This window comes from Mycobacterium europaeum (assembly GCF_002102155.1).
In the GTDB taxonomy this organism is placed as follows: domain Bacteria; phylum Actinomycetota; class Actinomycetes; order Mycobacteriales; family Mycobacteriaceae; genus Mycobacterium; species Mycobacterium europaeum.
In genome coordinates this window covers 1-24,262 of record NZ_LQOU01000003.1, presented here as the reverse complement: position 1 = coordinate 24,262, position 24,262 = coordinate 1, and the positions used below count along the sequence as shown (strand labels likewise).

Below are 24,262 nucleotides of genomic sequence, written 5' to 3'. Positions count from 1 at the left end.
CCCTCGGCTTTCAGTGTGAGCCGGGGGCGCGAATACGGCCGCACTTCCGCCGTCGGCGCACACGCATAGCCGCCAGCGAACCCGCGGGACGGCTCGGCTAGTCGGACGTGAGGGCGGTGCTGGGCCGGGCGGTCTCCACGATCACCGTGGTGGCCTTGACGACCGCGACGGCGACCGTGCCGGGCCGCAGCTGCAACTCCTCGGCGGCCTCGGTGCTCATCAGCGACACGACGCTGAAGGGGCCGCACTGCATCTCCACCTGGCTCATAACCGTGTCGCTGGTGACCTTCGTGACCAGCCCGACGAAGCGGTTACGGGCCGAGCTGCCGATGCTCAGCGGGTCGGGCGGCGGGGTGGGCGCGTTGGTCCGGGAGAACCGGGCCAGGTCTTCGCTGGCGATGACCTTGCGGCCGGCCGCGTCGTGACCGACCGTCAGCGACCCCTGGTTGATCCACCGCCGGACCGTGTCGTCGCTGACCCCGAGCAGTTCAGCGGCCTGACGGATCCGCAGGTTGGACACCGCTAAATCCTAACCCCGCGGGTGTGAGCCGGCGGTCGTACCAGCGATCCACGCGTGATCGCCCCGCTGAACGGCGCGGCGCGACACGCGCGACGCGCGACGAAAAATGCGTGATTCCCCGCATGAGCAGTTTCGGCACGCCTTCGCCGCCGTCGACAGCCGCCCCGGCGGCGGCCCCGCCGCGGTCCGCGACGCTAAAACCCCTGGTCAGAGCGGCATCGCGGCGGCCCGAGGCGCCCGCGCCGCCGCCGTCGCACCGCCGGGCGCGCCCGCCGCCGGCGACGCCCGCCGGCCCGCTTTTTCGGGCCACACGCCGGGCTCATGCTGGGAGTTTGTCCCCTTAACCAGGGGGTCGGGTTAGATTTCGTCAGGAGGCCTGAGTACGGTCGTCTCCGCTGGCTGAAGTACCCGGCAGAGACAAAAGCGATCGATTGACAGTGATCGATCAGATACGGAGGAATCGTGGCCCTTCCCCAGTTGACCGACGAGCAGCGCGCGGCCGCGTTGGAGAAGGCGGCTGCCGCACGTCGAGCGCGAGCAGAGCTCAAGGACCGGCTGAAGCGCGGCGGCACCAACCTCACCCAGGTGCTCAAGGACGCCGAGACCGACGAAGTCCTGGGCAAGATGAAGGTTTCCGCACTGCTTGAGGCGTTGCCCAAGGTGGGCAAGGTCAAAGCGCAGGAAATCATGACCGAGCTGGAGATCGCCCCCACCCGCCGCCTGCGGGGCCTCGGCGATCGGCAGCGCAAGGCCCTGCTGGAAAAGTTCGGCTCCTAACCCGGCCTCGGCCAACCCGCCCTGTGGGCGCACCGGCCCAGGAGCGCCAGTGAGCGCCGGCGGGGGACCGGACGTCCAGCACGGGACACGTCCCGCCCCTGGCAAGGGACGTGTGGTCGTGCTGTCCGGTCCCTCCGCGGTCGGCAAGTCGACGGTGGTCCGGTGCCTGCGCGAGCGGATCCCGGACCTGCATTTTTCCGTCTCGGCCACGACGCGGTCGCCGCGGCCGGGCGAGGTCGACGGCGTCGATTACCACTTCGTCACCCCCGCCCGCTTCCAGCAGCTCATCGACGACGGCGCGCTCTTGGAGTGGGCCGACATCCACGGCGGACTGCACCGATCGGGCACCCTGGCCGAGCCGGTGCGCAACGCCACGGCCGCGGGGATCCCGGTCCTCATCGAGGTGGACCTGGCCGGCGCCCGGGCGGTCAAGCGGGCGATGCCCGAGGCCATCACGGTGTTCCTGGCGCCCCCCAGCTGGCAGGACCTGGAGGCCAGGCTCGTGGGCCGCGGCACCGAAACGCCGGAGGCCATGCGGCGCCGCCTGGAGACCGCGCGCATCGAAATGGCGGCCCGGGATGACTTCGACGAGGTCGTGGTCAACAGTCAATTGGAGTCCGCGTGCGCCGAATTGGTATCGTTGCTGGTGAATACTGCGCCGGCTCGGCACGACCCGCCTGGCCAGACCAAATCCGATCGAGATTGAGCATCGAATCGCCGGCGGTACCAGCCGCTGTAATCCGCCAAGGAGAACGACCTACGTGACTATTCCGCAGTCCGACGCGGCATTGGCCGCCGTCCCCGACCGGTTCGACCCGTCGGCGGGCGGACAACGCGCCTACGACACCCCGCTGGGCATCACCAACCCGCCCATCGACGAGCTGCTGGACCGCGTGTCGAGCAAGTACGCCCTGGTCATCTACGCGGCCAAGCGGGCCCGGCAGATCAACGACTACTACAACCAGCTCGGCGAGGGGATCCTCGAATACGTGGGGCCGCTGGTCGAGCCGGGGCTGCAGGAGAAGCCGCTGTCGATCGCGCTGCGCGAGATCCACGCCGACCTGCTCGAGCACACCGAGGGCGAGTAACGGGCTGGGGCCGGGCGCGCTGTGGACAACCGCGATCACGTCGCGAAAAAAGTCATCGTCGGCGTCTCCGGCGGCATCGCCGCCTATAAGGCGTGCACGGTCGTCCGCCAGCTCTCCGAGGCCGGCCACCTGGTCCGGGTCATCCCCACCGAATCCGCGCTGCGGTTCGTCGGGGCCGCCACGTTCGAGGCGCTGTCCGGCCAGCCGGTGCACACCGGGGTGTTCGAGAACGTCCCAGAGGTGCCGCACGTTCAGCTCGGACAGAAGGCCGACCTGGTCGTGGTGGCGCCGGCCACCGCGGACCTGCTGGCCCGCGCGGTGCACGGCCGCGCCGACGACCTGCTGACCGCGACCCTGCTCACGGCGCGATGCCCGGTGCTGTTCGCCCCGGCGATGCACACCGAGATGTGGTTGCACCCGGCCACCGTCGACAACGTGGCCACCCTGCGGCGGCGCGGCGCCGTGGTGCTCGAACCCGCGTTCGGCCGGCTCACCGGCAGCGACAGCGGGTCGGGACGGCTGCCCGAGGCCGAGGAGATCACCACGCTGGCGCAGCTGCTGCTCGAACGCCACGACGCGCTTCCCTACGACCTCGCCGGCTGCAAGGTGCTGGTGACCGCCGGCGGCACCCGCGAACCGATCGACCCCGTCCGCTTCATCGGCAACCGCAGCTCGGGCAAGCAGGGCTATGCGGTGGCCCGCGTCGCCGCCCAGCGCGGCGCGGAGGTCACGCTGATCGCCGGGCACACCGCCGGGCTGATCGATCCCGCCGGCGTCGAGGTGGTCCACGTCAGCTCCGCCGAGCAGCTCGGCGACGCGGTCGCCAAGCATGCCCCCGCGGCCGACGTGCTGGTGATGGCCGCCGCCGTCGCCGACTTCCGGCCCGCGCAGGTCTCCGCCGCCAAGATCAAGAAGGGTGACGACGGCCCACCGACGATCGAGCTGGTGCGCAACGACGACGTGCTGGCCGGCGCCGTGCGGGCGCGCGCCCACGGCGAGCTGCCCAAGATGCGGGCCATCGTCGGCTTCGCCGCGGAAACCGGCGACGCCAACGGCGACGTGCTCTTCCACGCCCGCGCAAAGCTGCGCCGCAAGGGCTGCGACCTGTTGGTGGTCAACGCCGTCGGCGACGGCAGGGCCTTCGAGGTGGACCACAACGACGGGTGGCTGCTCGCCGCGGACGGCACCGAGTCCGCGCTGCAGCACGGTTCCAAGACGCTGATGGCCAGTCGTATCGTGGATGCGATCGGCGCGTTCCTGCACGGCGGCGGGTAACACGGTTCAGTTTTCCTGTGGCGCCAGGCCAGCTGCCGGCCGGCCCCATGCCAGCCGATATAATTCGGTTAACTAACTATTCGGAAGGGTTGAGATTGTGAGCGAAAAGGGTCGCCTGTTTACCAGTGAGTCGGTGACTGAGGGACATCCCGACAAGATCTGTGACGCGATCAGCGACTCGGTTCTCGACGCCCTGCTGGCGCAGGACCCCCGCTCACGTGTCGCGGTCGAGACGCTGGTCACCACCGGCCAGGTCCACGTCGTCGGCGAGGTGACGACGACGGCCAAGGAGGCGTTCGCCGACATCACCAACACCGTCCGCGAGCGCATCCTCGAGATCGGCTACGACTCCTCCGACAAGGGCTTCGACGGGGCCTCGTGCGGGGTGAACATCGGCATCGGCGCCCAGTCGCCCGACATCGCCCAGGGCGTCGACACCGCATACGAGGCCCGGGTCGAAGGGGAGCGGGACCCGCTGGACGCGCAGGGCGCCGGTGACCAGGGCCTGATGTTCGGCTACGCGATCGCGGACACCCCCGAACTGATGCCGCTGCCCATCGCGCTGGCCCACCGCCTGTCCCGGCGGCTGACCGAGGTGCGCAAGAACGGCGTGCTGCCGTACCTGCGTCCGGACGGCAAGACGCAGGTCACCATCGAATACGAAGACAACGTCCCGGTCCGGCTCGACACCGTGGTGATCTCCACCCAGCACGCGGCCGATATCGACCTGGAGAAGACCCTGACCCCCGACCTGCGGGAAAAGGTCGTCAACACCGTGCTCGACGACCTCGCGCACGACACCCTGGACACCTCGTCGACGCGGTTGCTTTTCAACCCGACCGGCAAGTTCGTCCTGGGCGGCCCGATGGGCGACGCGGGGCTGACCGGCCGCAAGATCATCGTCGACACCTACGGCGGATGGGCGCGCCACGGTGGCGGCGCCTTCTCCGGCAAGGACCCGTCCAAGGTGGACCGCTCAGCCGCGTACGCGATGCGCTGGGTGGCCAAGAACATCGTCGCCGCCGGGCTGGCGGAGCGGGTCGAGGTGCAGGTGGCCTACGCGATCGGCAAGGCCGCGCCCGTCGGCCTGTTCGTCGAGACGTTCGGCACCGCCACGGTCGACCCGGTCAAGATCGAGAAGATCGTGCCCGAGGTCTTCGACCTGCGGCCCGGCGCCATCATCCGCGACCTGGACCTGTTGCGCCCGATCTACGCGCAGACCGCCGCGTACGGCCACTTCGGCCGCACCGACGTCGAGCTGCCGTGGGAGCAGCTCAACAAGGTCGACGACCTCAAGCGCGCCGTCTAGCGCGCGCCGGCACCGGTGAACCGGTAGTCGTCGAGGTCGAAGCGCCGGCTGCGCCAGTAGGCCTCCACCGTCGTGGTGGGGCGCAGCGGCACGTCGCCGTTCTTGTCGAAGTAATAGCTGTTGGCCAGCCGGCAACTGTCCTGCCAGAAGATCTGCCGGTGCCGCCGGCGCATCATCTCGGCGAAGTAGCGGTCGTTGGCTTTTTCGGTGACCTCGACGCGCGTCGCGCCGTCGCGCCGGGCGCGCTTCAGGCACCGCACGATGTGGTGGGTCTGGGTCTCGATGAGCGCGAAATACGAGGAGCCGACGTAGCCGTACGGGCCGAACACGTTGAACAGGTTCGGGAATCCCGGGACCGAAACCCCCTCGTAGGCCTGCAGCCGGTGCTCGTCCCAGAACCGGCTCAACGACTTGCCGCCGCTTCCGGTGACCGCGAAGGTCGGAACGTCGTCGGGGTCCATCACTTTGAACCCGGTGGCCAGGACCAACACGTCTATCTCGTGATCTTCGCCGTCGGTGGTGGCCACCGCCGTGGGCGTGATCTTGTCGATCGGCTCGGTGACCAGCCGCACGTTGTCGCGGTTGAACGTGGCCAGGTACTCGTTGTGAAAACCCGGGCGTTTGCAGCCGACGGCGTAGCGCGGGGTGAGCTGGTCGCGCACCGCTGGATCGTGCACCTGTTTGCGTAGATACGCCAGTCCCGCCGACTCCATCCGTTTGGCCAGCGGCACCACCGTGAAGTAGTGCGCGGAGATCGGGAAGGTGACTTCGACGAAGGCCTGGCTGAGGAGCCGCTGCATGACCAAGACGGCGGGCACCCGCATCGCCCAGCGGGCCGGCGCGGGCAGCGCGACGTCCAGCTTGGGGAAGCACCAGATCGGGGTGCGCTGAAACACGGTGAGCCGCTCGACGATCGGGGCGATCTCGGGGATGACCTGGACGGCCGAGGCGCCGGTGCCGATGATGGCGACGCGCTTGCCGGTCAGGTCCTGGCGGTGATCCCAGCGCGCGGTGTGCATCGTGACGCCGCCGAAGGTGTCCACCCCGTCGATGTCGGGCAGGTTGGGGACGGTGAGGACGCCGCACGCGCTGATCAGGAACCGGGCGGTGACCGTGCCGCCGGGGTCGGTCTGCACCCGCCACAGGCATTGCCCGTCGTCGAACTCGGCCGATTGCACCTTGGTGTTCAACCGGATTCGCGACCGGAGGCCGTATTTGTCGACGCAGTGTTCGGCGTACGCCTTGAGCTCGCGCCCCCGCGCGTACGTTCGCGACCAATCCGGGCTCTGCTCGAAGGAGAACTGGTAGGAGAACGACGGGATGTCCACGGCGATACCGGGATAGGTGTTCCAGTGCCACGTCCCGCCTACCCCGTCGCCCGCCTCGACGACGAGATAGTCGGACAGCCCGGCGTCGTCGAGCTTGATGGCGGCGCCGATCCCGGAGAAGCCGGCGCCCACGATCAGCGTGTGGAAATCGGGAGTGCTGCCCATCGTTCGCCCGCCTAGGAGTGGAGTGCCTTCTTGAGTGCGGCCAGTCCGCGGTCGGTGGCATCGCCGGCCGCGGGAATGACCAGGGCGAAGCTGGCGTAGCCGTGCACCAGGTTCGGCTCGTTGCTCAGCTCGGCGGGCACGCCGGCGGCATCCAGCAGCTCGGCGTAGCGGGCACCGTCATCGCGCAGCGGATCGTGTTCGGCGGTCGCGATGTAGGCGGGCGGCAACCCGGACAGGTCGGTCGCGTTCGCCGGCGCGAGGGTGACCGGCAGCGCCGTCGGGTCGCTGAGGTCGGTGTCGGGCAGGTACCAGGACAGGAAGGCGTCGATCACGTCGCGGTCCAGGATCGGCGCGTTGGCGTTCTCGGTGAACGACGGCAGCGACAGGTCGGCGGTGACGACCGGGTACCAGAGCAGCTGGAAGCTCAGGGTGGGTCCGGCGTTCTCGCTGGCCAGGTGCGTCATCACGGCGGCCAGGTTGCCGCCGGCCGAGTCGCCGGCGACGGCGATCCGATCCGGGTCGCCGCCCAGCTCGCCCGCGTGCGCCGCGACCCACTGCAGCGCCGCCCAGGCGTCCTCGACCGCGGCCGGGAACGGATGCTCGGGGGCCAGCCGGTAGTCCACCGACACCACGATCGCCTCGGCACCCACGGCGTGCGCGCGGGCGAGCGGGTCGTGGGTGTCCACGCCGCCCAGACAGAACCCGCCGCCGTGGTAGAAGACGACGACGGGCAGCGCCTCCTCCGGCTCCAGGGGCGGCCAGTAGATCCGCACCGGGATGTCGGTGAGCTCGCCGTGGCCGATCGTGCGGTCCTCGACCCGCAGGTCGGGGAGCATTTCGGGCGGCACCTGGAGCAGCCGCAGCCGCTTGCGGGCCACCTCCACGCCGTCGTCGGCGCGGAAGGTCATCGGGAAGGCGTCGAGCAGCGCCTTGAACGCCAGATCGATCCCCGGGCGGGCGAAGGTGGGCTCCGTCATGGATTCACCGTACGCCCCGGATTCACCCGCGCAGCCCGGTTCTCAGGGCCGCCAGCCCGCGCTCCATCGCGGCGGTCGCCGCCGGCACCACACCGCCGTAACCGAGGTAGCCGTGCACCAGCGTCTCGGCGTTGTGCACCTCGACGGCCCCACCGGCGGCGGCCAGCAGTTCGCCGTAGCGGATGCCGTCGTCGCGCAGGGGGTCGTAGCCGGCGACCGCGATGTAGGCGGCCGGCAGGTTGGACAGGTCGTCGGCCCGGCCGGGCGCCATACCCGCCGGCGGGGCCGACAGGTTGACATCGCCGGCGTACCAACGCGAGAACTCGGCGACGGCCTTGACGTCGAGGATCGGCGCGCCGGCGTTCTCGGTGAAGGACGGCAGCGTGGCGTCCCACATCGTCGAGGGATACCACAACAGCTGGAACGCGATCGGCGGCCCGCCGCTGTCCCGAGCCCGCTGCGCCATGACCGCGCTGATGGTTCCGCCGGCCGAATCCCCGGCCACACCCATCCGATTCGGGTCACCGCCCAGCTCGACGGCGTGCTCGGCGGCCCAAAGCGTTGCGGCCCAAGCGTCTTCGACGGCGGCGGGATAGGTGTGCTCCGGCGCCAACCGGTAGTCGACGGACAGCACGATCGCGTCGGCGCCGACCGCGTGCTGACGCGCCGTGCCGTCGTAGCTGTCCAGGTCACCCACGACGAAACCGCCGCCGTGGAAATACAGCACGACGGGCGCCGCGGCGTCTTCGGAATGGCTTGGCGGCCAATAGATCCGCACGCCGACCGATCCCGCCGGTCCCGGGATGGCCCGGTCCTCGACGCGCAGCTCGGGGTGCAGCGCCCGGCGCGGCAGGTCGCGGAACCGCTGCCGCGCCGCGTCCACGCCGTCGTCGGTGGATAGCCGGAAGGGAACCGCATCCAGTACCTTCTGCAGGATGGGGTCGATCGCGGGCTTTTCGTCGGCTGTGTTATCCAAGCTTGGCATGGACGTACCGTACGCACCTCGACTGGTGACCGGCGGCTGGGTGGTGGCCGGCTGGGCGGCCCTCGGCTACGGCGTCTACCTGACGGTGCTGGCGTTGGGATCGCCGCCGGGGACCGAGCTGACCGGGCACTGGGTGCTGCAGCCGCTGTTCAAGGCCTCGATGGCGCTGTTGCTGACCGCCGCGGCGGTGGGCCACGCGATCGTGCGCGAGCGGCGATGGTTGATGCCCGCACTGCTGCTGTCGGCCGTCGGCGACTGGGCGCTGGCCATCCCGTGGTGGACGCAGTCCTTCGTGGTGGGCCTGGCCGCATTCCTGTTGGCGCACTTGTGTTTCCTGGGGGCGCTCCTGCCGCTGGCGGCGCGGCGCCCGTCGAAGCCGCGCATCGCCGCGGTGGTTGCCATGTGCGCGGCCACCGCCGCGCTGCTGGCCTGGTTCTGGCCGCACCTGAACAAGCTGACGCTTCCGGTGACGGCCTACATCCTGGTGCTGACCGCGATGGTGTGTGCCGCGCTGGTGGCGCGGTTGCCGACGATCTGGACGGCGGTGGGGGCGGTGTGTTTCGCGGCTTCGGACTCCCTGATCGCCATCGGCCGCTTCATCCTGGGCAACGAGGCGCTGGCGGTGCCGATCTGGTGGTCCTACGCGGCCGCGCTGATCCTGATGACGGCGGGGTTCTTCTTCGGCCGTGAGGCACCGTCCGACGCCGGCCCCCCGGCATCGGACGAAAGCTGACCGCTTCCGAGCCGGACGGTGAAGGTGTTGGCCTACAACACATTTCGATACCGGCGGGAACATTGACCGCCGGCGCGCCGACGCCCGTTCAGGTCGAACCCATCGCCCGGGTGCTGCCGATGCTCTCGGTGCCGCACCTGGACCGCGAGTTCGACTACCTGGTGTCGGCCGAGCAGTCCGACGACGCCCAGCCGGGGGTGCGGGTGCGGGTGCGGTTTCACGGCCGGCTGGTCGACGCGTTCGTGCTGGAGCGCCGCAACGACACCGACCACCACGGCAAGCTCGGGTGGCTGGACCGCGTCGTGTCGGCCGAACCGGTACTGACCCCCGAGATCCGCCGGTTGGTCGACGCGGTGGCGGCGCGCTACGCGGGCACCCGGCCGGACGTGCTGCGCCTGGCGGTGCCGGCCCGGCACGCGCGGGTGGAGCGGGAACCGGTGACCGCCCACCGGCTGCCGGTTCCCGCGCCCGTCGACCCGGCGGCGTGGGCGTCCTACGGCCGGGGCGCGCAGTTCCTGGACGCCCTGGCCGAATCGCGGGCCGCGCGGGCCGTCTGGCAGGCGCTGCCGGGGGAGTCGTGGGCGGACCGGTTCGCCGAGGCCGCCGCGCAGACCATCCGCGCCGGCCGGGCGGTGCTGGCGATCGTGCCCGACCAGCGCGACCTGGACACGCTGTGGCGGGCCGCGACCGAGCGGATCGACGAGAACGGCGTGGTGGCGCTGTCGGCCGGGCTGGGGCCGGCCGCGCGTTACCGGCGGTGGCTCGCGGCGCTGCGCGGTCAGGCCCGGCTGGTGATCGGCACGCGCAGCGCGGTTTTCGCGCCTCTCAGCGACCTGGGCCTCGTCATGGTCTGGGCCGATGCCGACGACAGCCTGTCGGAGCCGCGGGCGCCGTACCCGCACGCGCGGGAGGTGGCGATGCTGCGCGCGCACCAGGCCCGCTGCGCGGGGCTGATCGGGGGGTACGCGCGCACCGCGGAAGCGCAGGCATTGGTGCGCAGCGGGTGGGCGCACGACATCGTCGCGGCCCGGGCGGTGGTGCGGGCCCGCACGCCGCGGGTGGTCGCCCTCGACGACACCGGCTACGCGGACGAGCGTGACCCGGCCGCACGCACCGCGCGGATCCCGTCCATCGCCCTGCGCGCCGCCCGGTCGTCGCTGCAGGCGGGCGCGCCGGTGCTGGTGCAGGTGCCGCGGCGCGGGTACGTCCCTTCGCTGGCCTGCGCGCGCTGCCGGGCCATCGCCCGGTGCCGGCACTGCACCGGGCCGCTGTCGGCGCAGGAGGGCGGCGCCGCACTGGTCTGCCGGTGGTGCGGGCGCATCGACCCGACCCGTCGCTGCGCGCGCTGTGGGTCCGACGCGGTGCGCGCCGTTGTGGTCGGGGCGCGTCGGACCGCCGAGGAACTCGGGCGCGCCTTTCCCGGCACCGCGGTGATCACCTCGTCGGGAGACGGCGTCGTGCCGGAGGTCGCCGCCGCCCCGGCGCTGGTGGTCGCGACACCGGGGGCGGAACCCGCCGCGGCGGGCGGCTACGGCGCCGCGCTGCTACTGGACACCTGGGCGCTGCTGGGCCGACAGGACCTGCGCGCCGCCGAGGACGCGCTGTGGCGCTGGATGAGCGCCGCGGCGCTGGTGCGTGCCCGCGGCGACGGCGGGGTGGTGCTGGCGGTGGCCGAATCGTCCATTCCGACGGTGCAATCGCTGATCCGATGGGACCCGGTGGGCCACGCCGAGGCCGACCTGGCGGCTCGGACCGAACTGGGCCTGCCCCCGAGCGTGCACCTGGCGGCGCTGGACGGCGCCGCCGAGGCGGTGGCGGCGCTGCTCGAGGAGGCCGGGCTGCCCGAGGGGGCCGATGTGCTGGGTCCGGTGGATTTGCCGGCGGGCGTGCGCCGTCCGCCGGGGACGCCGGCCGGCGTCCCCGTGACCAGGATGTTGGTGCGCGCCCGCCGCGATCAGGGCCTGGCGTTGGCCGCGGCGCTGCGCCGGGGCGTGGGTGTGCTGTCCGCCCGTCAATCCCACGAGCCGGTGCGGGTGCAGATCGATCCCCTGCACATCGGGTGACCTCGCGACATCCCGCGCGAAGGGATAGTATGCGTCGGAAATAGTTCCTCACTACTTCATTGGAGTGTTGTTACACTTCCTGTTCTTCAGCCGTCGACAGGCCGGAGATGATCCGGGGAAGGGTCGAGATGGCAGCGGACAATCCGGCGACGGCGGACGAGTCGCTCGATGTGATCACCGACGCTTTGCTGACGGCTTCCCGCCTGCTGGTTGCCATCTCGGCGCGCTCAATCGGGCAGGTGGACGAGACGATCACCATCCCGCAGTTCCGGACGTTGGTGATCCTGTCCAATCGGGGTCCGGTCAACCTGGCCACCCTGGCCGGTCTGCTGGGGGTGCAACCCTCCGCCACCGGGCGGATGGTCGATCGCCTCGTCGCGGCGGGGCTGATCGACCGCCTCCCGCACCCGACGTCCCGGCGCGAGTTGCTCGCCGCCCTGACCAAGCGGGGGCGCGAGGTCGTCCGCCAGGTGACCGCGCACCGGCGGTCCGAAATCGCGGCCATCGTGGAGCAGATGCCGCAGGCGGAGCGCCACGGCCTGGTGCGCGCGCTGACCGCGTTCACCGCCGCCGGCGGTGAGCCGGACGTGCAGCTCGACGCCGAGATCGACCTGTAGCCGAACCCTTGGCTGGTCACCGCCTTTCGGCGATGACCAGCAGGTACTCCCAGCCCATCGTGCCGTTGTCGAGGTATTGCCCGGCGAGTTCGACGAGTTGGGCGTCCAGCTCGGCGGTCAAGACCCGGTTGTGGCCGATGTTCGCGTAGGCCTCGATCGTCGGGCCGTAGTGGTTCTTGAAGTAGGTGTGTACCGCTTTGGCGCTGGTGAATCGGTTGACCCCCAGCATTCCCCGCACCGCGGTCATCCGGCCGACCCGCTCGCCGAGCAGTCCGGTGACATAGCCTTCCCGTCCCCACAGCGCGGCGGGTGGCACGGCTTGCGACAGGCTGGGCCGGTAAGGCCGGATGGTGGCGAGCATCCGACCGAAAAATCCTTCCGGGGTCCAGCTGATGACGCCGATCGTCCCGCCCGGCCGGCAGACCCGGACCAGTTCGTCGGCGGCCCGCTGCTGGTCCGGCGCGAACTGGACGCCGATCGCGGACATGACGACGTCGAACTCGCCGTCGCCGAAGGGCAGCGCGTGCGCGTTGGCCTCCCGGTAGTCGATCGTCAGGCCGCGTGCCGCGGCCCGGGCCTGCGACCGTTGCAACAGCTCGGGGGTCAGGTCGCTGGAAACCACCTCGGCGCCCGTGGCGGCGGCCGGCAACGAGATGTTGCCCGAGCCGGCCGCGACGTCGAGCACCCGCACGCCCGGCCCGATGCCGGTGGCCTTGACCAGGACCGGGCCCAGCGGGGCCATCACTTCCTCGGCCATCAGGGCGTAGTCGCCGAGGGCCCATATCGCGCGGTGGGGAGTGGCGTCGCTGATCATCGTGTCGAGAGTCATCAGACCTCCTTGGAGATAAGGAAAGGGCTGCCCACTCGACCCCGTTGTCACTAGCACGGCAGTGCGGTCACCAGGCAAAGATGATGACCTTTAGCAATAGTATGCATGAGAAATAATTTATGTGCGCAACTTACGGTCGGGTGGCGTCCGTGTCTTCCTAGACTGAGCCGGTGCGTCTCGTCTTCGCCGGCACCCCCGAACCCGCGCTGCCCGCCCTGCGTCGCCTCATCGACTCGCCTCGTCACGAGGTGATCGCGGTGCTGACGCGGCCCGACGCCGCGGTGGGCCGGCACGGCAAGCCGCAGCCGTCGCCGGTGGCGCGCGAAGCGCTCGACCGCGGCATCCCGGTGCTGCGGCCGGCGCGACCGAACTCCGACGAATTCGTCGCCGAACTCTCGGAGCTGGCACCGGACTGTTGCCCGGTCGTGGCCTACGGAGCGTTGCTGCGCGACGCGCTGCTCGCGGTGCCCCCGCATGGGTGGATCAACCTGCACTTCTCGCTGCTGCCCGCCTGGCGGGGGGCGGCGCCGGTGCAGGCGGCGATCGCGGCCGGGGACACCATCACCGGGGCGACGACGTTTCGGATCGAGCCCAGCCTGGACTCCGGCCCCGTCTACGGCGTCGTCACCGAAACGATCCGGCCCACCGACACCGCCGGCGAATTGCTTGAGCGACTGGCCGATTCGGGTGCGGCCCTGCTGTCGACCACGCTGGACGGCATCGCCGACCAGACGTTGACGCCCCGCCCGCAACCCGCCGACGGCGTCAGCGTCGCGCCGAAAATCACCGTCGAGCAGGCCCGGGTGCGCTGGGACCTGCCCGCCGCGGTGGTGGAGCGGCGGATCCGCTCGGTCACGCCGAACCCGGGTGCCTGGACGATGATCGGCGACCTGCGCATCAAGCTCGGCCCGGTGCACATCGAGGCCGACGCCCCGGAAGCGTTGCCGCCCGGCGCTATTCACGTCGACCGCAAGAGCGTCTGGGTCGGGACGGGCTCGCAAGCCGTGCGGCTGGGCCAAATCCAGCCGCCCGGAAAGAAACTCATGAACGCCGTCGACTGGGCCCGCGGCGCGCGACTCGACGCCGCGGCGCGGGCGACATGAGCCCGCCCCGACCGCCGAACCGCGGGCGCGGCAAGCGGCGTCGGCCGCTCGACCCCGCGCGGGCCGCCGCGTTCGGCGTGCTGCGGGCGGTCACCGAGCGCGACGCCTACGCGAACCTGGCCCTGCCCGCCCTGCTGCGCGAACGCGGGATCACCGGCCGTGATGCGGCGTTCGCCACCGAGCTGGCCTACGGCACGTGCCGCACCCGGGGCCTGCTCGACGCGGTCATCGGCGCCGCCGCGGGCCGCTCGCCGGACACGATCGACCCGGTGCTGCTCGACCTGCTGCGCCTCGGCGCCTACCAGCTGCTGCGCACACGGGTGGACACCTACGCCGCGGTGTCCACCACGGTCGAGCAGGCTGGAATCGAATTCGATTCGGCCCGAGCCGGATTCGTCAACGGCGTGCTACGGGCCATCGCCGCCCGAGACGAGAAGTCCTGGGTCGAGGAGCTGGCGCCCGACCCTTCGCGGGACCCGGTCGGGCACGCCGCCTTCGTGCACGCCCACCCGCGCTGGGTCGCGCAGGCCTTCGCCGACGCGCTGGGGCCCGCCGCGGGCGAGCTGGACGCGCTGCTGGCCAGCGACGACGAGCGGCCGCAGGTGCACCTGGCGGCCCGCCCCGGGGTGCTGACCGCCGCGGAGCTGGCCGATGCCGTGGGGGGCACCGTCGGCAGGTATTCGCCCTACGCGGTGTACCTGCCGGGCGGCGATCCCGGGCGGCTGGCGCCGGTGCGCGACGGCGCCGCGCTGGTCCAGGACGAGGGCAGCCAGCTGGTGGCCCGCGCGCTCACGCTGGCGCCGGTCGAGGACGACGCCGGGCGGTGGCTGGATTTGTGCGCCGGCCCGGGCGGCAAGACCGCGCTGCTGGCCGCGATCGGCGCCGGTGCGGGGGCCCGCGTCACGGCGGTGGAGCCGGCCCCGCGCCGCGCCGACCTGGTGGCCGAGAACACCCGTGGGCTGAACGTCGAGGTGCTGCGGGTCGACGGGCGGCAGACCGGACTCGAGCCGACGTTCGACCGGGTGCTGGTCGACGCGCCCTGCACCGGGCTGGGCGCGTTGCGGCGCCGGCCGGAGGCGCGGTGGCGGCGGCAGCCGGCCGACGTGCCGGTGCTCGCCAAGCTGCAGCGCGAGCTGCTGGGCGCCGCGATCGCGCTGACCCGGCCCGGCGGTGTGGTGCTGTACGCGACATGTTCGCCGCACCTGGCCGAAACCGTCGGCGTGGTCGCCGACGCGCTGCGCCGGCACCCGGTGTGCGCCTTGGACACCCGGCCGCTGTTCGAGCCCGTCACCGGGTTGGGGGACGGGCCGCATGTGCAGCTGTGGCCGCATCGGCACGGCACCGACGCGATGTTCGCGGCCGCGCTGCGCCGCGAAGCGGGGTAGGGCGGCGCGACTTGACGGGCGGGGCCGCGGCCGCGCTGCGCCGCGAAGCGGGGTAGGGCGGCGCGACTTGACGGGCGGGGCCGCGGCCGCGCTGCGCCGCAGATAGTCTGGCGCACATGCCTGGCAACACCGGTCGTCCGCTGATCGCGCCATCCATCCTGTCCGCTGACTTCGCGCGGCTGGCCGATGAGGCGGCCGCGGTGCGCGGCGCCGACTGGTTGCACGTGGACGTGATGGACAACCATTTCGTGCCCAACCTGACCATCGGCCTGCCGGTGGTCGAGAGCCTGCTGGCCGCCACCGCCATCCCGATGGACTGCCATCTGATGATCGAGGACCCCGACCGTTGGGCACCGCCATACGCCGAGGCGGGCGCCTACAACGTCACCTTCCACGCCGAGGCCACCGACAACCCGGTCGCGGTGGCGCGCGACATCCGCGCCGCGGGCGCCAAGGCGGGCATCAGCGTCAAGCCGGGAACACCGTTGGAGCCGTACCTGGAAATCCTGCCGCAGTTCGACACCCTGCTGATCATGTCGGTCGAGCCCGGCTTCGGCGGCCAGAGCTTCATCCCCGAGGTGCTCAGCAAGGTCCGCACCGCGCGCAAGCTGATCGACGCGGGGGAGCTGACCATCCTGGTCGAGATCGACGGCGGCATCAACGACGACACCATCGAGCAGGCCGCCGAGGCCGGCGTCGACTGCTTCGTCGCCGGGTCGGCCGTGTACGGCGCCCAGGACCCGGAGGCCGCCGTGGCGGCGCTGCGCAGACAGGCGGCGGCGGTGTCACCGCACCTGCGATGAACCCAGCCGTCGACGGGCTCGACGCGGCCATGCGCCTGGCGATCGAGCAGTCCAACCAGGTCAAGGGCACCACCTATCCGAACCCGCCGGTGGGCGCGGTCATCCTGGACGCGGACGGGGCGGTCGTCGGTGTCGGCGGCACCGAACCGGCCGGCGGCGACCACGCCGAGGTGCTGGCGTTGCGGCGGGCCGGCCAACTGGCGGTCGGCGGGACCGCGGTGGTCACGCTGGAGCCCTGCAACCACTACGGCAGGACCCCGCCGTGCGTGAACGCCCTGCTGGACGCGAAAGTGGGCGCGGTGGTCTACGCCGTCGCCGACCCCAACCCCGCCGCCGCCGGCGGCGCGGCCCGGTTGACCGAAGCGGGCGTGCAGGTGACGGCCGGGGTGCTGGCCGACGAAGTCGCCGGTGGGCCGTTGCGGGAATGGCTGCACAAGCAGCGCACCGGGCTGCCGCACGTGACCTGGAAATACGCCAGCAGCGTTGATGGCCGCAGCGCGGCCGCCGACGGCACCAGCCAGTGGATTTCCAGCGAGGCCTCGCGGCTGGACCTGCATCGCCGCCGCGGGGCGGCCGACGCGATCGTGGTCGGCACCGGCACCGTGCTGGCCGACGATCCGGCGTTGACGGCCCGGTTGCCCGACGGCTGGCTGGCCGACCGGCAGCCGCTGCGCGTGGTGGTCGGGATGCGCGAAATACCGGCGGAGGCAAAGGTTCTCAACGACGATTCGCGGACCATGGTGATTCGCACGCACGACCCCATGGAGGTGATCAAGGCGCTCTCGGACCGCACCGACGTCCTGGTGGAGGGCGGACCCACCCTCGCGGGCGCCTTCCTGCGGGCGGGGGTGGTCAACCGCATCCTGGCCTACGTCGCGCCGATGCTGCTGGGTGGTCCCGTCTCCGCGGTCGACGACGTCGGGGTGCCCACGATCGCGCGGGCGCTGCGCTGGCAGTTCGACGGGGTCGACCGCGTCGGGCCGGATCTGTTGCTCAGCCTGGTGCCGCGCGGCGAGTAGGAGCGGTCAGCGCTGGTGCTCACCGAGCGCCACGGTCTGCGGCTCGGGAATCTCGGGCTCCTCGGCGTGTTCCTTGCGGCCGCCGATGAGCAGGCCCAGCAGCGCTCCCACGATGCAGATGACCACGGTGGCGCTGAAGATGTCGCCGTACATCATCGCGAACGCCTTGAGGTACATGGTGCCCTGGGCGGCGATCCGCTCCAGCAGGGAGGCGTTGGGGGGTATCGCCGCGGTCAGCCCCGCCACGATCTGGTTGAACCGGTACAGGCCCCACGCGCTCAGCGCGGCCACACCGATGAGCATGCCGGTCATGCGGGCCACCACCACCGCCGCCGAGGCGATGCCGTGCTGCGCCGAGGGGACGACCCGCAGGGCGGCGGAGGTCAGCGGCCCGATCACCAGGCCGAGGCCGACACCGGCCACCAACAGGTCGGCGTGCAACACGGGGACGCTGAGCACCCCGAAGATGTCGTGCTTCTGGCTCAGCACGTCTTGACGCCAGTAGTGGATCAGCCAGTAGCCGTAGGCCGCGATCAGCAGCCCGATGAAAGCCATCACGCGGTCGCCCACCCGGGTGGCGATCCACCCGCCGAGCACCGCACCGATCGGCAGCGCGATCAGGAACCACAGCAGCAGCCCGGCGGCCTGCGTCTGGTCCATCTGCAGCACACCCTGCCCGAACAGCTCGACGTCCACCAGGGTCACCATCAGCGCCGCGCCCGCGGCGAGCGATGCGCCCAGCGCCGCCAGGAAGGGGCGGAAGTGCACCCCCGCCGGCTCGATCAGCCGGGTGCGCGCGAACCGTTCCCAGAGCAGGAACAGCACGGCGACCACGACGGCCCCGATGACCAGCGGCGGCCCGTAGCTCGGCAGGATCTGTTTGCCGTCGGGTTGGGGGTTGTACAGGCCGATGACGGCCAGGCCCAGCGCGACCGCGAGCAGCAGACCGCCGACCAGGTCCACCCGCTCGGGCTCCTCCACCCGCTCGTGCGAGGGCAGGCTGAACTGGATCATCACCATCGCGATCAAGGTCAGCGGGACGTTGATCCAGAAGACGTAGCGCCAATCGTGGAACAAGTACACGATGAAGATCCCGTACAGCGGGCCCAGCACGCTGCCGAGCTCCTGTGCGGCGCCGATGCCGCCCAGCACGCCGGCGCGGTTGCGCTGGGCCCACAGGTCGGCGCCGAGGGCGAGCGTGACCGGCAGCAGCGCGCCACTGGCCACGCCCTGGATGGTGCGGCCGCCGATCAGCAGGTGGAAGTCGCCCCAGTGCCCGGCCAGCGCGGTCACCACCGAACCCACCATGAACAGCGTCAGGCTGACCTGCAGCACCAGCTTGCGGCCGAACCGGTCCGACGCCCGGCCGAGCAGCGGCATCGCCGCGATGTAGCCCAGCAGGTACATCGTGATGATCCAGGTGATGCGCTGCAGCTGGTTGATCGGGATGTGAACGTCGCTCATGATGTCGCGCATGATCGTCACGACGACGTAGGCGTCCAGGGCGCCCAACAGCACCGCCAGGCTGCCGGCGCTGATCGCGACGCGGCGCCCGGTCTGCGAACTCATGAACTCACCGGGGGCTTGGTGACCTGAACCTGCTCGCCCCAATTGGACAGCGTGACCTGGACGGAATTGCCCGAGCTCTTCTGCATGTTGGCCTGAACCAGCTGGTGGTCACCGGTCTCCTGGATCCACACCGTGCTCGGCACCGGCTGCGTCGCATTGAACTGCGGCATGATCTTGTTCACCGCGTCCGCCGATACGTTGCCGCTGACGCGAATGGTGTTCTGGCCGTTGATGGTGTCGCGGCCCTCGGCCTTGGCGTTGGTGAAGTTCGCCAGCGCGTTGGCCAGCCCGGTGTCGGGGTTGAGCAGCACCGACACGTCGTAGATGTCGGACGCCTTGCCGAAGTCGCTCCACTTGTTGGGCGTCAGCGTGGCGTACAGGGTGCCGTCGACCACCACGAAGTTGGCGTCGATGTCGGAGCCGCCGAGGGTGATCGTGGCGTTGCCCGACGCGGCGGTGGCCGGGGCCGTGGTGAGGTCACCGGTCAACGTCTTGATGGGGAGTCCCTGGATCTTGCCCTGAATGCTCAGCACCAGGTGCACGCTCTTGACGTTCTTGGTGGCGTCGGCCGACTGCTTGACCAGGGTGGTGGCGTCGGGCAGCGGGGCGCCGCTCTGCTTTGAGCCCGACGAACAGCCGGCGACCAAGGCGGTGGCGAGGGTCAGGGATGCGAGGACGGCCGATAGACGGCGGCGGGTCTGCATACTTTGCATCGTAGAGGGTGCCGGTGACCGGCTTGGGGGACGCGGGCCGCGGTGTCGCGCCGGGGCCGAACCTTTGGCCTGCTCACCAGCGCGCCCGCGGGTTCGCGGCGGCCGATTAACCTGATGCCATGTTCACCGGAATTGTCGAGGAACTCGGAGAGGTGACCGGCCGCGACGTGCTCGCCGACGCGGCGCGGCTGACCATCCGCGGACCCATGGTTACCTCCGATGCCGGGCACGGCGATTCGATCGCCGTCAACGGCGTCTGCCTGACCGTCGCGGAGTTGCTGCCCGACGGCCAGTTCACCGCCGACGTGATGGCCGAGACCCTCAACCGGTCCAACCTGGGCGCGCTGCAGGTCGGCAGCCCGGTCAACCTGGAGCGCGCCGCGGCGGTCAACAGCCGCCTGGGCGGGCACATCGTGCAGGGACACGTGGACGGGACCGGGCAGGTGGTGGCCCGCACGCCGTCCGAGCACTGGGAAGTGGTGCGCATCGAGATCCCCGCGGGCGTGGCCCGCTACGTCGTGGAGAAGGGTTCGATCACGGTCGACGGCATCTCCCTGACGGTCTCCGGGCTCGGCAACGGGCCGGGGGACTGGTTCGAGGTTTCGCTGATCCCCACCACCCGCGAGCTGACCACCCTGGGTCGCGCCCCGGTCGGAACGCAGGTCAACCTCGAAGTCGACGTCATCGCGAAATACGTGGAGAGGTTGCTCACCGCGCGCTGACTACGCCGCGTTCGGTGACGCGCGCCGTGCCGATCCGGTCAGCAGGGTTCGCCCGGCGGCGTCCAGTACGGCTCGCCGGACGGGGTGTAGCACGGCGGCGGCGCGTCGGGCGGCGGGGCCGTCATCGCATCGGCCGGAAGGACCCAGTTGCCCCAGCGCCCCGGGTCGGTGCACCCGCCGACACTCACGTGCCGGCCGCCGACGTCTGCGCACGCGTCGGCCGCCGCCGGTTGCGGGTGGGCGATCGCCGCCGCGAATCCCGCCGCGAACATCAAGGTCACGGCCGGTGTCGCAAGGCTCACTGTGATTTTCATCCGCTCAGCGTAGATTGCTGGCGTCCGATCAGGAGTCGTTTCGGCGTGCCGGTTCGCCCGGTGTCGAAGGGGCGCACGCCGCCGGCGGCGCCAGGGCGCCGGCGAGACCTGCCGCCGCACGGGAGCGGTCCGGGCCGCGCGCGGGTCACCGGTGCCGGTCGCACCGCGGGAACGCAGCGGCAATAACGTGTCCCGCGCGGTGGTTCATACTGAATGCAACACTTGGGCTCTTCCCGCGGACCCCTGACACAGCAAGGTAGCGACGATGACGAGGTTGGACTCCGTCGAGAGGGCGGTTGCCGACATTGCGGCCGGTAAGGCCGTGGTCGTCATCGACGACGAGGATCGCGAGAACGAGGGCGACCTGATCTTCGCCGCCGAAAAGGCGACGCCGGAGCTGGTGGCGTTCATGGTCCGCTACACCTCGGGGTACCTGTGCGTGCCGCTGGACGGCGCGATCTGCGACCGGCTGGGGCTGCTGCCCATGTACGCGGTGAACCAGGACAAGCACGGGACCGCCTACACCGTCACCGTCGACGCGAGAAACGGTGTGGGTACCGGGATCTCGGCTTCCGATCGGGCCACCACCATGCGCCTGCTGGCCGATCCCGCCAGCGTCGCCAACGATTTCACCCGCCCCGGCCACGTGGTTCCGTTGCGCGCCAAGGATGGCGGCGTGCTGCGCCGCCCCGGCCACACCGAGGCCGCCGTCGACCTGGCCCGGATGGCGGGGCTGCAGCCGGCGGGCGCGATCTGCGAGATCGTCAGCCAGAAGGACGAAGGCTCGATGGCGCAGACCGATGAGCTGCGGGTCTTCGCCGACGAGCACGACCTCGCGCTGATCACCATCGCCGATCTTATCGAGTGGCGACGCAAGCACGAGAAGCACATCGAGCGGATCGCCGAGGCCCGCATACCCACCCGGCATGGCGAGTTCCGCGCGATCGGCTACGCCAGCATCTACGAGGACGTCGAACACGTGGCGCTGGTTCGTGGCGAGATCGCCGGGCCGAACGCCGACGGCGACGACGTGCTGGTCCGCGTGCACTCCGAGTGCCTGACCGGTGACGTGTTCGGTTCTCGCCGCTGCGATTGCGGGCCCCAACTGGATGCCGCGATGGCGATGGTCGCGCGGGAGGGCCGCGGCATCGTGCTGTACATGCGCGGCCACGAGGGCCGCGGCATCGGCCTGATGCACAAATTGCAGGCCTACCAGCTACAGGACGCCGGCGAGGACACCGTCGACGCCAACCTCAAACTCGGATTGCCCGCCGACGCAAGGGATTACGGAATCGGGGCGCAGATCCTGGTCGACCTCGGCGTCCGCTCCATGCGGCTGCTGACCAACAACCCGGCCAAGCGGGTGGGGCTGGACGGCTACGGCCTGCACATCATCGAGCGCGTGCCGCTGCCGGTGCGCGCCAACGCGGAGAACATCCGCTACCTGATGACCAAGCGCGACAGGATGGGCCACGACCTGGTGGGATTGGACGACTTTCACGAATCCGTCCATCTGCCAGGCGAATTCGGCGGTGCTTTGTGAGTCGCGGGGGACGAAGCGATGAGGAGGAGTGGCGCCGATGAGTCCTGCGGCGGGTGTGCCGGATTTCCCACCGCTGGACGCATCGGGACTGCGGCTGGCCATCGTCGCGAGCACCTGGCACACCGGGATCTGCGATGCCCTGCTGGCCGGTGCGCGCAAGGTGGCCTCCGAGTCCGGTATCGACAACCCGACGGTGGTCCGGGTGATCGGCGCCATCGAAATCCCGGTGGTGGCGCAGGAACTGACCCGCAATCACGACGCGGTGGTCGCCCTGGGTGTGGTGATCCGCGGGCAGACACCGCATTTCGATTACGTATGCGATGCGGTGACGCAGGGATTGACCCGGGTTTCGCTGGACTCGTCGACACCGGTGGCCAACGGCGTGCTGACCACCGACACCGAGGCGCAGGCGCTGGACCGCGCAGGCCTTCCCGGATCGGCCGAGGACAAAGGCGCCCAGGCGACCGGCGCGGCGCTGCAAACCGCGCTGACGCTGCGTGACCTGCGCTCTGGGTCGTGACCGAGCCGGGGGAATGGGACGTCGAATTGCGTCCCCATCGCACGCCGATATTCGTTTACGTGACGGCCGTCGTCATCGTGGTGGTCCACATCGCGATCGGCTTCCTGCTCAAGGTCGGCTCCACCGGCGTGGTGTTCCACACCAGCGACCAGGTGGCGATGGCGCTGCTCGGTGTGGTCCTCGCCGGCGTGATCCTGCTGTTCGCCCGGCCCCGGCTCCGGGTCGGGGCGGCCGGAATATCGGTGCGTAACCTGTTGGGCGACAGGCTCATCGAATGGCCAGACGTCGCCGGTGTCTCGTTCCCGACAGGTAATCGCTGGGCGCGCATCGACCTGCCCGACGACGAGTACATCCCCGTGATGGCCATCCAGGCCGTGGACAAGGACCGCGCGGTCAACGCGATGGATACCGTCCGGTCATTGCTGGCGCGATACCGGCCCGACCTGCACACCCGCTGAAAAGGCTATCCGTGCCCCGCACGGATAGCCCTTTCAGGTGGACGGCTCAGAAGTTCTTGCAGTCGGTCATCATCTGCTGGAAGATCGGCAGCGCCTGCTGCGCGCCCTGGTTGTGCTCGATGGCGTGGAGCAGGTTCACCCGCTGATCCGGCGACGACGCCAGGTACTGCTGCAGGAACTGCTGGTTCGGCGGCGACTGGTCGAGGTACTGAGCGGCCATCGGGTTTTCGGCGTGCACCGCCCGCATCGCCTGGTCGTAGGTGCAGGTCGTGTGGATCATCGGTCCGTAGTCGGGGGCAGCGGATGCGACCCCGGCCGCGGCGGTCGACGCCAATGCCAGACCGCCGACCCCGATCGCGAGCCTGGTCAACGAGCGCTTGAACATCTGTGGACTCCCTCCATTGATTACCACCCACTGTAACGTCCGGCTCCACCTCTGGTAGCCGAAATGGGAGCCCTCCAAACCGTTCACACCTGCGCCTGCACGGCGTCGGCGCTGGTCATCGGGCTATTCGGGAGCGCGTTCGCCAGTTTCGGACGCCCAGTCGCCGGGCAGCATCGGCATGCTGGGACCGCCCCTTTCGTCGCTGCCGAGGGTGGCCAGGCCGGCCGCTTGACCGGCACCGGCCGAGCCCGCGGCGCCCGACCACCCCATCGTTCCCGCGCCATGAGCCGAGGCCGTCGGCGACGCGGCGTAGTCGTCCGGGTCGAGGTATTCATAGCGGTGCCCGGGGTCGATCAAGCCCCATCGGGTGCGCCTGCGCTGCTGGTTCCGTTCCCGCCGGGCTGAGGCGGTCGGCGCCGCGACGGCGTCGGGCACGGGCGATTTCCGGGCGATGCGCGAGCCGAGGCTCATGTCCGTGCCGGCCCCGAGCCCGGGGGGGCCGACGACGTAGGGATAGCTGAGAGCGGGGACGCCGGGGGCGGGCGGCGCCGGCGCCGGGGCGGACACCGACGCCGCGGTGGGCGCGGTCGCGTGCACCGGGGCGGTGGTGGGGGCCGGAGCGGGGGCGCCGAGACCGGGCGCCATCGCGACGGGCGTTCCCGTGTGGGACGGAGCCGGCGCGGCGGCGGGCAGCGTGGGTGCGGGTTGGCCTACGCCGGCCAACCCGGCCAGACCCGCCAGGCCCGCCGCGCCCGCGACGGGGAGGGAGACGAAGGGAGCGATCAGGCCGACGGAAAGCTGCGTCAATTGGGGCACTTGGGGGAGGAAGGTGTAGAGCGCCTCGCCCGCCCAGTGTGGAACCTGGGAGGCGAGCATCGGGTCGCTCATCAGGGTGTTGAGGACCGTGGACGGGTTGGATCCGGATTGGCTGAGATCTCCGTTGAGTTCTTGGGCAACTTCTTGCACGCGAGTTACCCACCAGCTCAGTTGGTCTGCGCCGCCACCCGCATCTTGGTTGGGGGGGTTGGCCAGCTGGATCGGCGGGGGCGGGGCGGTCGGCGG

Annotated in this window: 26 protein-coding genes; 16 read left to right on the top strand and 10 right to left on the bottom strand. The window is 70.9% G+C overall.

Annotated elements, in window-relative coordinates; translation table 11 throughout:
- Nucleotides 1-97: 97 nt before the first annotated feature.
- Nucleotides 98-520: a TOBE domain-containing protein gene (locus tag AWC03_RS01280; RefSeq protein ID WP_085238723.1), complete on the bottom strand. Its 423-nt coding sequence runs from the start codon at nt 518-520 to the stop codon at nt 98-100.
- A gap of 462 nt (nt 521-982) precedes the next feature.
- Here AWC03_RS01280 and mihF point away from each other — a divergent pair, with 462 nt between their 5' ends.
- From mihF to metK, 5 genes are all read left to right on the top strand, one after another.
- A complete protein-coding gene (mihF, locus tag AWC03_RS01275; protein WP_007171927.1) occupies nt 983-1,297 on the top strand; it encodes an integration host factor, actinobacterial type in 315 nt (104 codons plus the stop codon).
- Between the two features lie 49 nt (nt 1,298-1,346).
- Entirely contained in the window at nt 1,347-2,003 is a 657-nt protein-coding gene (gmk, locus tag AWC03_RS01270; RefSeq protein ID WP_090423193.1) for a guanylate kinase, read from the top strand.
- Nucleotides 2,004-2,058: 55 nt separating this feature from the next.
- Complete coding sequence (rpoZ, locus tag AWC03_RS01265; protein ID WP_085238721.1) at nt 2,059-2,385, top strand: DNA-directed RNA polymerase subunit omega; 327 nt, start codon at nt 2,059-2,061, stop codon at nt 2,383-2,385.
- Between the two features lie 21 nt (nt 2,386-2,406).
- A complete protein-coding gene (gene coaBC / locus AWC03_RS01260; protein WP_085238720.1) occupies nt 2,407-3,660 on the top strand; it encodes a bifunctional phosphopantothenoylcysteine decarboxylase/phosphopantothenate--cysteine ligase CoaBC in 1,254 nt (417 codons plus the stop codon).
- A 97-nt stretch (nt 3,661-3,757) separates the two neighbouring features.
- Nucleotides 3,758-4,969, top strand: a complete 1,212-nt coding sequence (gene metK / locus AWC03_RS01255; protein ID WP_085238719.1) for a methionine adenosyltransferase — start codon at nt 3,758-3,760, stop codon at nt 4,967-4,969.
- Here the strand turns inward: metK and AWC03_RS01250 are convergent.
- From AWC03_RS01250 to AWC03_RS01240, 3 genes are read right to left on the bottom strand one after another with little or no spacing between them, the layout of a single operon-like run.
- A complete protein-coding gene (locus AWC03_RS01250; protein ID WP_085238718.1) occupies nt 4,966-6,462 on the bottom strand; it encodes a flavin-containing monooxygenase in 1,497 nt (498 codons plus the stop codon). The two genes, metK and AWC03_RS01250, sit on opposite strands and share 4 nt — an antisense overlap.
- Nucleotides 6,463-6,473: 11 nt before the next feature.
- Nucleotides 6,474-7,439: an alpha/beta hydrolase gene (locus AWC03_RS01245; RefSeq protein WP_085238717.1), complete on the bottom strand. Its 966-nt coding sequence runs from the start codon at nt 7,437-7,439 to the stop codon at nt 6,474-6,476.
- Nucleotides 7,440-7,461: 22 nt separating this feature from the next.
- Nucleotides 7,462-8,424 (bottom strand): alpha/beta hydrolase, encoded by a 963-nt coding sequence (locus AWC03_RS01240; RefSeq protein WP_085238716.1) that lies wholly within the window; start codon nt 8,422-8,424, stop codon nt 7,462-7,464.
- Here AWC03_RS01240 and AWC03_RS01235 point away from each other — a divergent pair.
- The 3 genes from AWC03_RS01235 (at nt 8,423) to AWC03_RS01225 (ending at nt 11,837) form a co-directional block, all read left to right on the top strand.
- On the top strand, nt 8,423-9,157 hold the full coding sequence (locus AWC03_RS01235) for a lysoplasmalogenase (RefSeq protein WP_085238715.1): 735 nt from the start codon (nt 8,423-8,425) through the stop codon (nt 9,155-9,157). The two genes, AWC03_RS01240 and AWC03_RS01235, sit on opposite strands and share 2 nt — an antisense overlap.
- Nucleotides 9,158-9,276: 119 nt before the next feature.
- Nucleotides 9,277-11,220: a primosomal protein N' gene (locus AWC03_RS01230; RefSeq protein WP_085238762.1), complete on the top strand. Its 1,944-nt coding sequence runs from the start codon at nt 9,277-9,279 to the stop codon at nt 11,218-11,220.
- Nucleotides 11,221-11,348: 128 nt separating this feature from the next.
- Complete coding sequence (locus AWC03_RS01225) at nt 11,349-11,837, top strand: MarR family winged helix-turn-helix transcriptional regulator (protein ID WP_085238761.1); 489 nt, start codon at nt 11,349-11,351, stop codon at nt 11,835-11,837.
- Nucleotides 11,838-11,853: 16 nt separating this feature from the next.
- On the opposite strand, the gene AWC03_RS01220 is transcribed toward AWC03_RS01225, so the two are convergent.
- Nucleotides 11,854-12,666, bottom strand: coding sequence for a class I SAM-dependent methyltransferase (locus AWC03_RS01220; protein WP_085238714.1), 813 nt, complete (start codon nt 12,664-12,666; stop codon nt 11,854-11,856).
- Nucleotides 12,667-12,836: 170 nt separating this feature from the next.
- On the opposite strand from AWC03_RS01220, the gene fmt reads away from it, so the two are divergent.
- The 4 genes from fmt to ribD all read left to right on the top strand — a co-directional run bounded on the left by fmt (nt 12,837) and on the right by ribD (nt 16,976).
- Nucleotides 12,837-13,769, top strand: a complete 933-nt coding sequence (gene fmt, locus AWC03_RS01215; protein WP_085238713.1) for a methionyl-tRNA formyltransferase — start codon at nt 12,837-12,839, stop codon at nt 13,767-13,769.
- A complete protein-coding gene (locus tag AWC03_RS01210) occupies nt 13,766-15,154 on the top strand; it encodes an RsmB/NOP family class I SAM-dependent RNA methyltransferase (protein ID WP_085238712.1) in 1,389 nt (462 codons plus the stop codon). The genes fmt and AWC03_RS01210 overlap by 4 nt, the downstream gene beginning before the upstream one ends.
- 116 nt (nt 15,155-15,270) lie before the next feature.
- Nucleotides 15,271-15,957, top strand: a complete 687-nt coding sequence (gene rpe / locus AWC03_RS01205) for a ribulose-phosphate 3-epimerase (RefSeq protein WP_085238711.1) — start codon at nt 15,271-15,273, stop codon at nt 15,955-15,957.
- Nucleotides 15,954-16,976 carry a bifunctional diaminohydroxyphosphoribosylaminopyrimidine deaminase/5-amino-6-(5-phosphoribosylamino)uracil reductase RibD gene (gene ribD, locus AWC03_RS01200; RefSeq protein WP_085238710.1) on the top strand — a complete coding sequence of 341 codons (1,023 nt, stop codon included), beginning with the start codon at nt 15,954-15,956 and terminating at the stop codon, nt 16,974-16,976. Before rpe ends, ribD begins: the two co-directional genes overlap by 4 nt.
- A gap of 6 nt (nt 16,977-16,982) precedes the next feature.
- Here the strand turns inward: ribD and AWC03_RS01195 are convergent, their stop codons facing one another.
- Both AWC03_RS01195 and AWC03_RS01190 read right to left on the bottom strand, forming a co-directional pair.
- The gene (locus AWC03_RS01195; protein ID WP_085238709.1) at nt 16,983-18,545 is read right to left on the bottom strand and encodes an MFS transporter; all 1,563 of its coding nucleotides are present in this window, start codon (nt 18,543-18,545) and stop codon (nt 16,983-16,985) included.
- Nucleotides 18,542-19,249 (bottom strand): LppX_LprAFG lipoprotein, encoded by a 708-nt coding sequence (locus tag AWC03_RS01190; protein ID WP_085238708.1) that lies wholly within the window; start codon nt 19,247-19,249, stop codon nt 18,542-18,544. The genes AWC03_RS01195 and AWC03_RS01190 overlap by 4 nt, the downstream gene beginning before the upstream one ends.
- Before the next feature lie 128 nt (nt 19,250-19,377).
- Here AWC03_RS01190 and AWC03_RS01185 point away from each other — a divergent pair, with 128 nt between their 5' ends.
- Nucleotides 19,378-19,980 (top strand): riboflavin synthase, encoded by a 603-nt coding sequence (locus tag AWC03_RS01185; RefSeq protein ID WP_085238707.1) that lies wholly within the window; start codon nt 19,378-19,380, stop codon nt 19,978-19,980.
- Between the two features lie 38 nt (nt 19,981-20,018).
- Here AWC03_RS01185 and AWC03_RS01180 read toward each other — a convergent pair whose 3' ends face one another.
- Nucleotides 20,019-20,294: a hypothetical protein gene (locus AWC03_RS01180; RefSeq protein ID WP_244275464.1), complete on the bottom strand. Its 276-nt coding sequence runs from the start codon at nt 20,292-20,294 to the stop codon at nt 20,019-20,021.
- Nucleotides 20,295-20,559: 265 nt separating this feature from the next.
- Here AWC03_RS01180 and AWC03_RS01175 point away from each other — a divergent pair, with 265 nt between their 5' ends.
- Genes AWC03_RS01175 through AWC03_RS01165 form a run of 3 tightly spaced genes read left to right on the top strand, consistent with a single transcriptional unit; the run spans nt 20,560 to nt 22,815 of the window.
- Nucleotides 20,560-21,837, top strand: coding sequence for a bifunctional 3,4-dihydroxy-2-butanone-4-phosphate synthase/GTP cyclohydrolase II (locus tag AWC03_RS01175; protein ID WP_085238706.1), 1,278 nt, complete (start codon nt 20,560-20,562; stop codon nt 21,835-21,837).
- Nucleotides 21,838-21,874: 37 nt separating this feature from the next.
- Nucleotides 21,875-22,357 carry a 6,7-dimethyl-8-ribityllumazine synthase gene (gene ribH, locus AWC03_RS01170; RefSeq protein WP_085238705.1) on the top strand — a complete coding sequence of 161 codons (483 nt, stop codon included), beginning with the start codon at nt 21,875-21,877 and terminating at the stop codon, nt 22,355-22,357.
- Nucleotides 22,354-22,815 (top strand): PH domain-containing protein, encoded by a 462-nt coding sequence (locus AWC03_RS01165; RefSeq protein ID WP_085238704.1) that lies wholly within the window; start codon nt 22,354-22,356, stop codon nt 22,813-22,815. The genes ribH and AWC03_RS01165 overlap by 4 nt, the downstream gene beginning before the upstream one ends.
- 46 nt (nt 22,816-22,861) lie before the next feature.
- Here the strand turns inward: AWC03_RS01165 and AWC03_RS01160 are convergent, their stop codons facing one another.
- Nucleotides 22,862-23,200 (bottom strand): hemophore-related protein, encoded by a 339-nt coding sequence (locus tag AWC03_RS01160; protein ID WP_085238703.1) that lies wholly within the window; start codon nt 23,198-23,200, stop codon nt 22,862-22,864.
- A 123-nt stretch (nt 23,201-23,323) separates the two neighbouring features.
- Nucleotides 23,324-24,262: PPW family C-terminal domain-containing PPE protein (locus AWC03_RS01155; protein WP_476738880.1), on the bottom strand; the 939-nt coding region annotated here is incomplete at its 5' end.

Coding starts and splice junctions, on each gene's coding strand:
- AWC03_RS01250 (WP_085238718.1), bottom strand. CDS start 6,462: ATGGGCAGCACTCCCGATTTCCACACGCTGATCGTGGGCGCCGGCTTC.
- AWC03_RS01245 (WP_085238717.1), bottom strand. CDS start 7,439: ATGACGGAGCCCACCTTCGCCCGCCCGGGGATCGATCTGGCGTTCAAG.
- AWC03_RS01235 (WP_085238715.1), top strand. CDS start 8,423: ATGGACGTACCGTACGCACCTCGACTGGTGACCGGCGGCTGGGTGGTG.
- AWC03_RS01240 (WP_085238716.1), bottom strand. CDS start 8,424: ATGCCAAGCTTGGATAACACAGCCGACGAAAAGCCCGCGATCGACCCC.
- AWC03_RS01230 (WP_085238762.1), top strand. CDS start 9,277: ATGCTCTCGGTGCCGCACCTGGACCGCGAGTTCGACTACCTGGTGTCG.
- AWC03_RS01225 (WP_085238761.1), top strand. CDS start 11,349: ATGGCAGCGGACAATCCGGCGACGGCGGACGAGTCGCTCGATGTGATC.
- AWC03_RS01220 (WP_085238714.1), bottom strand. CDS start 12,666: ATGACTCTCGACACGATGATCAGCGACGCCACTCCCCACCGCGCGATA.
- AWC03_RS01210 (WP_085238712.1), top strand. CDS start 13,766: ATGAGCCCGCCCCGACCGCCGAACCGCGGGCGCGGCAAGCGGCGTCGG.
- rpe (WP_085238711.1), top strand. CDS start 15,271: ATGCCTGGCAACACCGGTCGTCCGCTGATCGCGCCATCCATCCTGTCC.
- ribD (WP_085238710.1), top strand. CDS start 15,954: ATGAACCCAGCCGTCGACGGGCTCGACGCGGCCATGCGCCTGGCGATC.
- AWC03_RS01195 (WP_085238709.1), bottom strand. CDS start 18,545: ATGAGTTCGCAGACCGGGCGCCGCGTCGCGATCAGCGCCGGCAGCCTG.
- AWC03_RS01190 (WP_085238708.1), bottom strand. CDS start 19,249: ATGCAGACCCGCCGCCGTCTATCGGCCGTCCTCGCATCCCTGACCCTC.
- AWC03_RS01185 (WP_085238707.1), top strand. CDS start 19,378: ATGTTCACCGGAATTGTCGAGGAACTCGGAGAGGTGACCGGCCGCGAC.
- AWC03_RS01180 (WP_244275464.1), bottom strand. CDS start 20,294: ATGAAAATCACAGTGAGCCTTGCGACACCGGCCGTGACCTTGATGTTC.
- AWC03_RS01175 (WP_085238706.1), top strand. CDS start 20,560: ATGACGAGGTTGGACTCCGTCGAGAGGGCGGTTGCCGACATTGCGGCC.
- ribH (WP_085238705.1), top strand. CDS start 21,875: ATGAGTCCTGCGGCGGGTGTGCCGGATTTCCCACCGCTGGACGCATCG.
- AWC03_RS01160 (WP_085238703.1), bottom strand. CDS start 23,200: ATGTTCAAGCGCTCGTTGACCAGGCTCGCGATCGGGGTCGGCGGTCTG.